Source organism: Pseudomonas sp. GW823-FHT05G12 (genome assembly GCF_058795575.1).
Map to the genome: position 1 here is coordinate 1,330,589 of NZ_CM179501.1, position 12,610 is coordinate 1,343,198.

The window sequence follows — 12,610 nt, forward strand, 5'->3', positions numbered from 1 at the left end:
CGTTAATGTTGTTCGCACGGTTTGCTCGATCAGGCCACCTCGACATGACAACCATCTATAGGGGCGTGGTATGAAGTTCATCCTGGGCCTGGGCAAGGTCCTGACGGTCGCTTTCTGGGGGGTGGTGCTGTTCAATCAGCTGATGCCACAACCCTTGCCCTTCAATCTGCTGATCAATGCCGCAGGCATCGTCTTGTTTGGCCTGCACCTGCTTGAAATGCTGTTCTTCAATCGCAGCCTGCGCGGGCGCAGTCACCGTTGGTTTGACCGTTTGCAAATCCTGTTGACGGGAATCTTTCATGTCATGTCCATTCCCCGTCCGCGGGAGGCGCCGCGGGTGAACTGATCTTGCCGCGTACTAATTCTCGCTGCGATCCCTTGCAGGAGTGGGCTTGCCCGCGAACACTGGCAACGCCGGTGCCATCCATCGTGGCACCTGCTTCACTGCTGTTTGCACGCAGCGCCTGTCAGATCACCAGTCGCGAACTGGCCACCGCAACGACGGCCAGCCCCAGCAGCAGATTGACCCCCACCATCCGCCGAATGCGCCCCAGTACCGCCGCCCCCGTCGGCCAGTCCTCGGCCTGCACCGCTGCCTTCAATTCCGGCAGCAGCAACGCCTGAATGCGCATGAACAAGGCAAACATGGCGATCCCGCCACCGATCATCACGTGCACGTACCTGGGCGCCGTCTCGAAACCGCTGAAGCGCATGTGCAACATGCCGATACCACTTATCGCCAAAATCGCCACCGCCAGCCAGACCCAGCCGAAGAAGCGTCGGAAAACTTCCACCCACAAGCGCAGGCGGGCAGGCCCTTCAAGGGCTGCAACCGTTGCCGGGCGCAGCACCAGCCAGGCGAAGAACATGCCGCCGACCCATACGAGTGCGGCCAGAACATGCAGTGTGTAGGGCAGGGCAAAGGCGAGCATTCGGATCTCCATGCGGCAGAAAGGGCAATAGCGGGGTATGATAGCCGCCCCATGTGAAACACTGAAAATATATCCAGCCCTTCGGGCGCCTGCAGACCATGATCAGCAACGAACTCAAAGCCACTATCCAGGGCGCCTATTCGCGTTTTCTCGAAGCCAAGAGCCTCAAGCCGCGCTATGGCCAGCGCCTGATGATCGCCGAAGTGGCCAAGGTGCTTGGCGACATTGCCTGCGACGATGAAGGCCGCCGCGCCGGCGAGCCTGCCGTGGTGGCCGTGGAAGCGGGCACCGGTACCGGCAAGACGGTAGCCTACAGCCTGGCAGCCATCCCGGCGGCCAAGGCCGCCGGCAAACGCCTGGTGATCGCGACGGCCACCGTGGCCCTGCAGGAACAGATCGTCTTCAAGGACCTTCCCGACCTGATGCGCAGCAGCGGCCTCAACTTCAGCTTCGCCCTGGCCAAGGGCCGTGGCCGCTATCTGTGCCTGTCCAAGCTCGACATCCTGTTGCAGGAAGGCCACGCCCAGTCAGCCACAGCTCAGTTGTTCGAGGAAGAAGGCTTCCGCATCGAAGTCGACGAGCGCAGCCAGAAGCTGTTCAACAGCATGATCGAGAAGCTTGCCGGCAACCGCTGGGACGGTGACCGTGACAGCTGGCCAGAGGCCCTGGAAGACCAGGACTGGGCACGCCTGACCACCGACCACAGCCAGTGCACCGGCCGCCACTGCCCCAACTTCCAGCAGTGCGTGTTCTATAAGGCCCGCGAAGGCATGGGCAAGGTCGATGTGATCGTCACCAACCACGACATGGTCCTGGCCGACCTCGCCCTGGGTGGCGGTGCGGTGTTACCCGACCCGCGCGATACCATGTACGTGTTCGACGAAGGCCATCATCTGCCAGACAAGGCCATCGGCCATTTCGCCCACTATTCGCGGCTGCGTTCCACCGCCGACTGGCTGGAGCAGACCGCCAAGAACCTGACCAAATTGCTGGCCCAGCATCCGCTGCCTGGCGACCTGGGCAAGTACATCGAGCAGGTGCCGGAGCTGGCGCGAGAAGTACGCACCCAGCAGCAGTTCATGTTCACCCTTTGTGAACAGGTGGCTGACTTCCGTCCCAGCGAGGACACCGAAGGCCGTGAGCGCCCGCGTTACCGTTTCGAGGGTGGGGTGGTGCCGGAGCAGATTCGTGAAGTGGGCATCGAACTGAAAAAGGGCTTTGCCCGCCTCAACGATCTGTTCACCCGCCTGGCTGACCTGCTCAAGGAAGGCATGGACGGCGAGGTCAATATCGGCATCGCCAGCCATCAGGCTGAAGAGTGGTATCCGCTATTCGGCAGCCTGGTCACCCGTGCCCAGGGTAACTGGGAGCTGTGGACGGCCTTCACCGCCGAAGACCCGGAAGACAGCCCGCCCATGGCGCGCTGGCTGACCTTGGCCGAAAGTGGCGCGCTGTTCGACATCGAAGTCAACGCCAGCCCCATCCTCGCCGCCGATATGCTGCGGCGCAGCCTGTGGAGCGTGGCCCACGGCGCGCTGGTGACCTCGGCGACATTGACCGCGCTGGGCAAGTTCGACCGTTTCCGCATGCGTTCGGGGTTGCCGCGCGACGCGGTCACCTGCGTGGTGCCCAGCCCGTTCGTGCATGGCGATGCCGGCCTGTTGCGGGTCCCCGACCTGCAGGCCGACCCACGCGATGCAGCAGCGCACACCGCGGCGATCATCCGCGAACTGCCGAACATCGTCGAAGATGCCCGTGGCGCGCTGGTGTTGTTCTCGTCACGCAAGCAGATGCAGGATGTGTTTGACGGTCTGGACCGTGACTGGCGCAAGCTGGTGCTCATCCAGGGCAACCTTTCAAAGCAGGAAACACTGAACAAGCACAAGGCGCGGGTCGACGATGGCCAGCACAGCGTGCTGTTCGGCCTGGCCAGCTTTGCCGAGGGTGTCGACCTGCCGGGCGCGTATTGCGAGCACGTGGTCATCGCCAAGATTCCCTTTGCTGTGCCCGACGACCCGGTCGAAGCTGCGCTGGCCGAGTGGATCGAGGCACGTGGCGGCAACCCTTTCATGGAAATTGCCGTGCCTGACGCCTCGTTGAAGCTGATCCAGGCCTGCGGCCGCCTTCTGCGTACCGAGCAGGATCGCGGCGTTATCACCTTGCTTGACCGGCGCTTGGTCACGCAGCGCTACGGCAAGGCTATTCTCAATGCGCTGCCGCCGTTCCGGCGGGAAATTTCCTGACCGCCGGAGCACTTGCGCCGGCGCATTGTCCATTACTCGTCTTGGGCCCATCAGGGTCCTGAAGGAGAGCCCCAGCCTTATGATCCGCCGCACCCTGCCCGCCGTATTCGCCTTGTTGTGCAGTTCGCCCTTGCTGGCCGGGCAGCAAACGCTGTTCAGCTTCGTGCGCCCGGCTTCGGTGGTCAATGTGGCGACGGTGGATGCCGGCATGCCGCAGTACAACGCGGAACAAACGGCCGAGGGCGAGGTGTTGCGGCGTGTGGTGTTCAACCCGGCCCAGCAGCCGACCCTGCGCCTGAGCCCGCAGACCGGGGTGTGGGACTGGTCCGCCGGGCAGTTCCTGACCTTGCGCCTGCAAAGTGCCATGGATTGGGCATTGACCGTGGATGTCACAGTGCAAGGCAGCGATGGCCGCGTCTTGACCAGCCGTATCGACCTGCCCGCTGGCCCCGCGCAAACCGTGATGGTGCCCCTGACGGCCAATTCGCCGCTGGACCAGGGCATGCGCGCCGGCCCGCCGATGCCCTGGAACCATGGTGGTCAGCGCCTCCTTTTGACCAGCAGCGCCGGTGCAGTCGACCTCAAGCAGGTGACCTCGGTCAGCCTGAGCATCCCCAGCCCCAAGGTGGCGCAGAGCCTGCTGATCGAGCGTGTCGGTATCCAGGATGACGACCAGGCGTACAGGGCGGCCTACCACGAGCTGATTGATGCTTATGGCCAGTCGACTCGCGGTAACTGGCCCGAGAAGGTATCCAGTGACGAGCAGCTCAAGGCGGCCGATACCCGTGAACAGCAACAGCTCAAGGGCTGGTTGGCAGAGCGCGGCAAGCTGCAGCTGGACGCTTACGGTGGCCTGGTGGGCGGGCCGGCCTTTGCAGCCAAGGGTTTCTTTCGCACTGAAAAGCGTGATGGCCGCTGGTACCTGGTAACGCCGGATGGGCACCCGTTCTATTCCCTGGGGGTGAACGCCGTGGCGGCAGACGGCGGGCGTACCTATGTCGCCGGGCGCGAAGGCATGTTCAAGGCGTTGCCCGCTGAGGGCGATGCACTGGCCGCGTTCTATGGCGAAAGCAACAACGACGATGGCAATGCCTCGTCGCAAGGGCGCAATTTCAAGCAGGGGCGCTGGTTCGACTTCTACGCCGCCAACCTGCAGCGTACCTATGGCAAACCCTGCCGGCCCGCAGTGGAGGGCCAGCCAGCCGATTGCGCGCCGCCGGTGCTGGATGCCGACCGCTGGAAGGCGCATGCGCTTGACCGCCTTCAGGCCTGGGGGTTCAACACCGTTGGCAACTGGAGCGAGCCGGCGCTTGGCCAAGCCAGACGCATGCCGTATACCTTGCCGCTGTCGATCGTAGGCGACTACGCCAGCATCAGCACTGGCATGGACTGGTGGGGCCGCATGCCCGACCCGTTCGACCCGCGCTTTGCCATGGCCACCGAGCGTGCCGTGGCCATCGCCGCTCGTGATCACCGTGACGACCCTTGGCTCATCGGCTACTTCGCCGATAACGAACTGGCCTGGGCCGCCCCTGGAAGCGACCCCAAGAGCCGTTATGGCCTGGCCTACGGCACCTTGCGCCTGACCACCGACGTGCCAGCCAAACGCGCATTCCTCAAGCAGTTGCGCGACAAGTATCGCAACCAGGAAGGGTTGTCCAAGGCCTGGGGCATCGAACTGACCGCCTGGGAACTCATGGAAGATCCTGGCTTCGAGGCGCCGTTGCCTGACCCGGAGCACCCGGAAATCGAACGTGACTACCAGCACTTCCAGCGGGTATTTGCCGAGACCTACTTCAAGACCATTTCCGATTCGTTGAAATGGCATGCGCCCAATCACATGCTCCTGGGTGGCCGCTATGCAGTTAGTACGCCGGAAGCGGTCAAGGCCTGTGCCGAGTTCTGCGATGTACTGAGCTTCAACTTCTATACCCTCAAGCCACAGGACGGCTACGACTTTGCTCGCCTGGCAGAGCTGGACAAGCCGGTGCTGGTGTCCGAGTTCCAGTTCGGCTCGCGTGATCGCGGGCCGTTCTGGCCGGGGCCATTGGAGCTGGCGCGGGAAGAGGATCGCGGCCCGGCCTATGCAAACTTCCTCAAGGCCGCCATGGCGCAGCCGATGATCGTTGGCGCGCACTGGTTCCAGTACCTCGACCAACCGGCCAGCGGTCGCCTGCTAGATGGTGAGAACGGCCACCTCGGGCTGGTGGCGATTACCGATATGCCCTATCCAGGGTTTGTCGATGCCGTGCGCAAAAGCAATCTGCAGACCATGAACCAACTGCGTGCCGAGCTGGAAAAACCGGCCCCCTGAGATCAGGCGGATGCAGTCAACCCAGGTGAGAGCGGCCTTGTGTCGCGACCACTTGGCCCAAGCCTGTTTGCAAAACACCCAACTACTGAAACAATGCACACCTTTTTGGATATGGTCGTACGGAGAGCAGCGGGTGCAGATCCAGGGTCACTATGAGCTGAAGTTCGAAGCTGTGCGCGAAGCTTTTGCCGCACTGTTCGATGATCCCCAGGAGCGTGGCGCCGCGCTGTGCATCCAGGTGGGTGGCGAAACCGTCGTTGACCTGTGGGCCGGCAGTGCCGACAAGGACGGCCAGCAGGCCTGGCACAGCGATACCATCGCCAACTTGTTCTCCTGCACCAAGACCTTCGCGGCCGTTACCGCCCTGCAGCTGGTCGGCGAGGGCAAGCTGGCCCTCGATGCCCCGGTGGCCAACTACTGGCCCGAGTTCGCCCAGGCGGGTAAGCAGTCGATCACCTTGCGTCAGCTACTCAGCCACCGTGCCGGCTTGCCGGCCATTCGTGAGCTGCTGCCGGCTGAAGCCTTGTATGACTGGCAGATCATGGTCGATGCCCTGGCAGCCGAGACTCCGTGGTGGACGCCAGGCACAGAACACGGCTATGCCGCCATCACCTTTGGCTGGCTGATCGGCGAGCTGATTCGCCGTGCCGACGGCCGTGGCCCTGGCGACTCGATCGTGGCCCGCACCGCCCGCCCATTGGGCCTGGATTTCCATGTTGGCCTGGCCGACGAAGAGTTCCACCGCGTGGCGCATATCGCCAGGGGCAAGGGCAATGCTGGAGACAGTGCAGCGCAACGCTTGCTGCAGGTGACCATGCGCGAGCCTGAGGCACTGTCAACCCGTGCCTTTACCAATCCGCCCGCGATACTGACCAGCACCAACAAACCGGAATGGCGTCGCATGCAGCAGCCAGCGGCCAATGGCCATGGCAACGCACGCAGCCTGGCGGGGTTCTATGCCGGGCTGCTGGACGGCAGCCTGCTTGAATCCGAACTGCTCGATGAGCTGACCCGCGAGCATAGCCTTGGCCAGGACCGTACCTTGCTCACCCAGACCCGTTTCGGCCTGGGCTGCATGCTCGACCAGCCCGATGTGGCCAATGCCACCTTTGGTCTCGGCGCCCGCGCCTTTGGCCACCCTGGTGCCGGTGGTTCGGTCGGTTTTGCCGACCCGGAGTACGATGTGGCCTTCGGTTTTGTGGTCAATACCCTCGGCCCTTATGTGCTGATGGACCCACGCGCCCAGAAACTGGTACGCGTCCTTGCCAGTTGCCTTTGATCGGGTAATGCGGGTATTGCCACCCCCCTTTGACTATTCTCAATGCCAACGCCTGAAGTTCGTAGGCAAAATATCTTTCTATTTCATGGTGTATCGCTGATGTCTTCACATAAAACCTTAGCACTCGCCCTGTGCCTGACCGCCGTTACCGGCTGCGCCAGCCACTCCCCGGACGGCTCCAAGGAAGGTGGCTCCAGCTGGTGGCCTTTCGGTTCGGACAAGGTTGCCGAGCAGGAAGTGAAGTCAGCCGTCACTGAAAACGTGGCCAAAGCCGATGCCAAATCGGAAAGCTCCAGCCGCTGGTGGTGGCCGTTTGGCGGTGACGACAAGCAAGCCAAGGGGCCGGTGGTACCGAAGATCGATCAGAAGGCCACGCAGGCCTGGCTGGACGAATACGAGCCCAAGCTGCGCGAAGCGATCAAGGACAGCAAGCTGGAGCTGGAGCGTCGTGACAACGTGCTGGCGGTAACCCTGCCGGTGGACAGCTCGTACAATCCTGATCGTCCGAACATGTTGCTGCCCATGTCCCTGGGCCCGATTACCCGCGTTGCCAAGACTGTCGAAGGCGACCCCAAGACTGCCGTGCTGGTACTGGGCCATGCCGACAGCAGCGGCGCCGCCGTTGCCAACCAGAAGCTCAGCCTGGAGCGCGCCGCTTCGGTATCGGCCATCTTCCGCCTCAGCGGCCTGCAGCGTGACCGCCTGACCCTCAAGGGCATGGGTTCGGTGATGCCGCGCGCTGCCAACGACAGTGCCGAGGGGCGCGCCCTGAACCGCCGCGTGGAGATGTTGCTGACTCCGCAAAACACCATGGTCGCGCTGCTGGCCAAGTACCAGCAGGCCGCCCCGGCACCCGCCCCGGCCTCGATGGTGGCGGTGCAGGATGCCAAGGCACCAGCCGCCAAGGCCGCTGGCAGCAAACCGGCCGTCAAGGCTGCGGCGAAGAAACCGGTAGCCAAGGCCAAAACGCCTGCGAAGACTGCAGCCAAGAAAAAAGCTGCGCCGGCCAAGCCTGCAGCCAAGAAAGCTGCCGTTGACAAGAAAGTAGCTGCCAACAGCCCTGCGAAGACCAACTGATCGTCAAGGAACCGCAGTAATGACCCAATCCCTGGCCGATATGCGCCGCGATTACACCCGTGATGGCCTGGCCGAAGCCCAGGCACCAGGGGAGCCGTTCGCCCTGTTCCACCAGTGGTTCGCCGATGCGGTGAAAACCGAGCAGGTACCGGTGGAAGCCAACGCCATGACCTTGGCCACCGTGGACGGCGAAGGTCGCCCGCATTGCCGTGTATTGCTGTTGAAGGGGCTCGACGAGCAGGGTTTCACCTTCTTCACCAACTACGACAGCGCCAAGGGTCAGCAACTGCAAGCCAACCCCTTTGCGGCAATGACCTTCTTCTGGCCTGCGCTGGAGCGTCAGGTGCGGATCGAGGGCCGGGTGCAGAAGGTCACGGCGCAGGAGTCGGATGCCTACTACCAGGTGCGCCCGCTGGGCAGTCGCCTGGGGGCCTGGGCTTCGCCACAGAGCCGCGTGATTGCCGGGCGCGAAGAGTTGGAGAGCCTGGTAAAGGCCACCGAAGCGCGTTTCTCCGACACCCAGCCGCACTGCCCTGAGCATTGGGGGGGGTACCGGTTGTTGCCTGAGCGCATCGAGTTCTGGCAGGGGCGGCCAAGCCGTCTGCATGACCGGTTGAACTATCGACTGGTGGATGGGCAGTGGCTGCGAGAGCGGCTGGCGCCCTGAGCAACCGGGGCCGCCAAGCGGCCCCAGCCATTGATCAAGCTACCCCGGATAACCTGCCGCCTCGCGCTCCAACCACCCCGCCAGTTGCTTACGCCCCACCTTCTCCTGCCGCGCCTGCGCCAACCTTTCCAGCATGAACGCGCGTTTTTCAGGATCGGCCCCTGCCAGCGACAACGCCAGGTCGCGGTCCATCCAGCGGCGCATGCGCACATACAGCCACCAGTGGAAATACAGTCCCGCAACGGTGGTGACCACGACGATGAAGTAATCCATGGCTATTCTTGGTCTCACTTGAAAGGCCTTCGACACAGCCCGGCAGGCTGTACCCCGGCTGAATGAAAACAATTTTATTACGTTTGTACCGTGACAGCCGTCAATGTGCAGCGTCTAATGAGCACCTGACTTATGGAGACTTTACCCATGCGTAAATCCGCTTTGCTGGTGGCGACCTTTACCACCATGTCGCTGCTGCTGGGGGGCTGTGCCTCGAGCCTGACCGGTGACAGCTACTCTCGTGACGAAGCCCGCCGCGTGCAAACCGTGCGTATGGGTACCATCGAATCCCTGCGTCCGGTCAAGATCGAGGGCACCAAGACCCCGATTGGCGGCGGTGCCGGTGCCATCGTGGGTGGCGTAGCCGGCAGCGCCGTGGGCGGTGGCCGTGGCAGCATCGTGGCTGCCGTGATCGGTGCCGTGGCCGGTGGCTTGGCCGGCTCCGCAGCAGAAGAAGGCCTGACCCGTACCCAAGGTGTCGAAATTACCGTTCGTGAAGATGATGGCAGCATGCGCGCTTATGTGCAGGCCGTGCAGGAGAACGAAATCTTCCGCGTTGGCGACCGCGTGCGCATCATGACAGTTGACGGTACCAGCCGCGTTTCGCACTGACCGTAGCGCAGTCAAACAAAACCCCGACATGGCTGATGCCAGTCGGGGTTTTTTCATGCCTCAGCCAAGTCAGGCAATGCTGGTTTTGCGGCTGGCCATTGCGGTGACGGCGTAGCCGATCACCGCGGCAAAGAACGAACCAGTAAGAATGCCCATGCGGTCCATGCCGGCGTACTCACTGCTACCCGGGGCGAAGGCGAGCGAGCCTACGAACAGGCTCATGGTAAAGCCAATGCCGCAGAGTATCGCCACCCCCAGAATTTGCCCCCAACCAGCGCCCGCAGGCAGCGCGGCCAGGCGCAGCTTGACCGCCACCCAGGTCAGGCCGAAAACCCCCACTGTCTTGCCCAGCAACAGGCCGATCGTGATGCCCATCGGCACGGGGTGGGTGAAGCTGTCTACGGTCATGCCTGCCAGCGAAACGCCGGCATTGGCAAAGGCGAAAATTGGCAGGATGGCATAGGCCACCCAGGGCTGCAGGGCGTGTTCCAGCGCCAGCAGCGGCGACGATTCAGCATTGCGTGTACGCAGCGGGATGCAAAAGGCCAGGGCGACACCAGCCAAGGTGGCATGCACGCCACTCTTGAGCACGCAGACCCACAGGATCAGGCCAACGATCATATACGGGCCAAGCTTGATCACACCAAGCCGGTTCATCGCCACCAGCACCAGCAGACAGGCCGCAGCCAGCAGCAGCGACACACTCGACAGGGTGCCGGAGTAGAACAGGGCGATGACAATGATCGCACCCAGGTCGTCGATGATCGCCAGGGTCATCAGGAACAACTTCAGTGACACCGGTACGCGTTTGCCGAGCAGGGCCAGGACACCGAGGGCGAAGGCGATGTCGGTGGCGGTAGGGATCGCCCAACCGGCCGCGGCCGCAGGATTGTCACGGTTGATGAACCAGTAGATCAGCGCTGGCACCACCATGCCGCCCACGGCTGCGGTGGCAGGCAGAATCACTTGTGAGGGCTTGGACAGGTGACCGTCGACCACCTCGCGTTTGACCTCCAGGCCGATGAGCAGGAAGAACAGGGCCATCAGGCCGTCGTTGATCCACAGCAGCAATGGCTTGGCGATGTTCAGCGCGCCGACCTGGACGGCGACGGGTACCTCGAGCAAGCCGCCGTACAGGTCGGACAGTGGCGAGTTGTTGATGATCAGGGCCAGAACGGCGGCGGCGATCAGCAGCAGGCCGCTGGCGGCTTCGAGCTGGAAGAAACGGGTAAACAGGCTACGCACGGGCTGTAGGCCCTCCATGAGCAGTTTACGCAGGGTGCGGGCGTACACCCTAGCCTGTAGAGATATGCTTTCAAACAAAAGATATATTCGTTTTTGTTATATGTTGTTGCTGACAGGCCTGGGGCAAGACTAGATGGATTTGGGGAAGGATGGGGGAGGGGAAGTCTGGAGTAGGTGCTGGAATAGTCTGATGCCGGACCGGGCCCTTTCGCGGGTAAACCCGCTCCTACAGGGGGCCATTGTTCCGTGTAGGAGCGGGTTTACCCGCGAAGAGGCCCTGTCAGTCGATAAAGCATCAGAGGCCGAGCATATCCCGCGCCACTGCCTCGGCGATGCGAATGCCATCCACACCGGCTGACAGGATCCCGCCCGCGTACCCGGCCCCTTCACCCGCCGGGAACAGCCCTTTGAGGTTCAGGCTCTGGTAATCCTCACCGCGGGTAATCCGCAGTGGCGAAGAGGTACGCGTCTCGATACCGGTCAACACCGCATCATGCAGGTTATAGCCCTTGATCTGCCGGTCGAACGCCGGCAGTGCCTCACGGATCGCCTCGATGGCGAAGTCCGGCAGGCTCGGCGCCAGGTCACCCAAGGTCACGCCCGGCTTGTAGGACGGCTCGACACTGCCCAGTGCGGTCGAGGGCCGGCCGGCGACAAAATCACCCACCAGCTGTGCCGGGGCCTGGTAGTTGCTGCCGCCCATTACATAGGCGTGCGCCTCCAGGCGCTCCTGCAGTTCGATACCGGCCAACGGGCCACCCGGGTAGTCGCGCTCGGGGTCGATGCCGACGACGATGCCGGAGTTGGCGTTGCGCTCGTTACGCGAATACTGGCTCATGCCGTTGGTGACGACTCGCCCTGGTTCGCTGGTGGCCGCGACCACGGTGCCACCCGGACACATGCAGAAGCTGTATACCGAGCGGCCATTCTTGGCGTGGTACACCAGCTTGTAGTCTGCGGCACCCAGTTTCGGGTGGCCGGCGTACTTGCCCAGGCGTGCCTTGTCGATCAGCGTTTGCGGGTGCTCGATACGGAAGCCCACCGAGAACGGTTTGGCTTCCATGTAGACACCTTTGGCGTGCAGCATGCGGAAGGTGTCGCGGGCGCTGTGGCCCAGGGCCAATACCACATGGCGCGAGTGCAACTGCTCGCCGCTTTCAAGCACTACACCGGTCAGTTGGCCATCTTCGATCAACAGGTCGGTGACCTTCTCCTGGAAGCGCACTTCGGCCCCCAGGGCGATCATGTCCTGGCGCATCTGTTCGACCATGCCGGTGAGGCGGAAGGTGCCGATGTGCGGCTTGTTGATGTACAGGATTTCGTCTGGCGCACCGGCCTTGACGAATTCTTCCAGCACTTTGCGGCCGTGGTGTTGCGGGTCCTTGATCTGGCTATACAGCTTGCCGTCCGAGAAGGTACCGGCGCCGCCTTCGCCGAACTGCACGTTGGACTCGGGGTTGAGCACGCTCTTGCGCCACAGGCCCCAGGTGTCCTTGGTGCGCTGGCGCACTTCCTTGCCACGTTCGAGGATGATCGGCTTGAAGCCCATTTGTGCCAGCAACAGGCCGGCAAAGATGCCGCACGGGCCGAAACCGACCACGATCGGGCGCTCCTGCAGGCCTGCCGGGGCCTGGCCGACGAACTTGTAGGTGACGTCTGGGGCCGGGCCGATGTTGCGATCATCGGCGAACTTGCTGAGCAGCTCGGCCTCGTTGCTGGCTTCCAGATCGATGGTGTAGATGAACAGCAGTTCGCTGTTCTTCTTGCGCGCATCGTAGCTGCGCTTGAACAGGTTGAAGCTGAGCAGTTGCTCGTCGCGGATGCCCAGGCGCTGGACGATGGCTTCGCGCAGCGCTTCGTCGGGATGGTCCAGGGGCAGCTTCAGTTCGGTGATTCGTAGCATGGCAGGGTCCAGTATCCCGGCCATGGGCGGCCGGCGGCTTTACACAAACCGCCAAGTATAAGCTG

At 62.9% G+C, this 12,610-nt stretch carries 11 protein-coding genes; 7 read left to right on the forward strand and 4 right to left on the reverse strand.

The genetic code is table 11. The annotated features are described in order from the left end of the window. The first annotated feature begins 70 nt into the window (after window positions 1-70). Window positions 71-346 (forward strand): DUF1145 domain-containing protein, encoded by a 276-nt coding sequence (locus AC3RCM_RS06075; protein WP_064492953.1) that lies wholly within the window; start codon window positions 71-73, stop codon window positions 344-346. 121 nt (window positions 347-467) lie between these two features. On the opposite strand, the gene AC3RCM_RS06080 is transcribed toward AC3RCM_RS06075, so the two are convergent. Continuing rightward, a complete protein-coding gene (locus AC3RCM_RS06080) occupies window positions 468-932 on the reverse strand; it encodes a CopD family protein (RefSeq protein WP_010952286.1) in 465 nt (154 codons plus the stop codon). A gap of 98 nt (window positions 933-1,030) precedes the next feature. On the opposite strand from AC3RCM_RS06080, the gene dinG reads away from it, so the two are divergent. From dinG to pdxH, 5 genes are all read left to right on the forward strand, one after another. Continuing rightward, the gene (gene dinG, locus AC3RCM_RS06085) at window positions 1,031-3,175 is read left to right on the forward strand and encodes an ATP-dependent DNA helicase DinG (protein WP_003254889.1); all 2,145 of its coding nucleotides are present in this window, start codon (window positions 1,031-1,033) and stop codon (window positions 3,173-3,175) included. A gap of 79 nt (window positions 3,176-3,254) precedes the next feature. Further along, complete coding sequence (locus AC3RCM_RS06090) at window positions 3,255-5,489, forward strand: beta-galactosidase (protein ID WP_492629430.1); 2,235 nt, start codon at window positions 3,255-3,257, stop codon at window positions 5,487-5,489. Window positions 5,490-5,622: 133 nt separating this feature from the next. After that, on the forward strand, window positions 5,623-6,768 hold the full coding sequence (locus AC3RCM_RS06095) for an EstA family serine hydrolase (RefSeq protein ID WP_010952288.1): 1,146 nt from the start codon (window positions 5,623-5,625) through the stop codon (window positions 6,766-6,768). A gap of 99 nt (window positions 6,769-6,867) precedes the next feature. Continuing rightward, on the forward strand, window positions 6,868-7,845 hold the full coding sequence (locus tag AC3RCM_RS06100; RefSeq protein WP_064492951.1) for an OmpA family protein: 978 nt from the start codon (window positions 6,868-6,870) through the stop codon (window positions 7,843-7,845). A 19-nt stretch (window positions 7,846-7,864) separates the two neighbouring features. After that, the gene (gene pdxH / locus AC3RCM_RS06105) at window positions 7,865-8,512 is read left to right on the forward strand and encodes a pyridoxamine 5'-phosphate oxidase (protein ID WP_064492950.1); all 648 of its coding nucleotides are present in this window, start codon (window positions 7,865-7,867) and stop codon (window positions 8,510-8,512) included. Between the two features lie 39 nt (window positions 8,513-8,551). On the opposite strand, the gene AC3RCM_RS06110 is transcribed toward pdxH, so the two are convergent. Beyond that, the gene (locus AC3RCM_RS06110; protein ID WP_014860076.1) at window positions 8,552-8,785 is read right to left on the reverse strand and encodes a hypothetical protein; all 234 of its coding nucleotides are present in this window, start codon (window positions 8,783-8,785) and stop codon (window positions 8,552-8,554) included. A 147-nt stretch (window positions 8,786-8,932) separates the two neighbouring features. On the opposite strand from AC3RCM_RS06110, the gene AC3RCM_RS06115 reads away from it, so the two are divergent. Then, window positions 8,933-9,397 (forward strand): outer membrane lipoprotein, encoded by a 465-nt coding sequence (locus AC3RCM_RS06115; protein WP_009684613.1) that lies wholly within the window; start codon window positions 8,933-8,935, stop codon window positions 9,395-9,397. A gap of 69 nt (window positions 9,398-9,466) precedes the next feature. On the opposite strand, the gene nhaA is transcribed toward AC3RCM_RS06115, so the two are convergent. Next, the gene (gene nhaA, locus AC3RCM_RS06120) at window positions 9,467-10,660 is read right to left on the reverse strand and encodes a Na+/H+ antiporter NhaA (protein WP_492629431.1); all 1,194 of its coding nucleotides are present in this window, start codon (window positions 10,658-10,660) and stop codon (window positions 9,467-9,469) included. A gap of 277 nt (window positions 10,661-10,937) precedes the next feature. Beyond that, a complete protein-coding gene (locus tag AC3RCM_RS06125; RefSeq protein ID WP_019750617.1) occupies window positions 10,938-12,545 on the reverse strand; it encodes an NAD(P)/FAD-dependent oxidoreductase in 1,608 nt (535 codons plus the stop codon). Window positions 12,546-12,610: the final 65 nt, after the last annotated feature.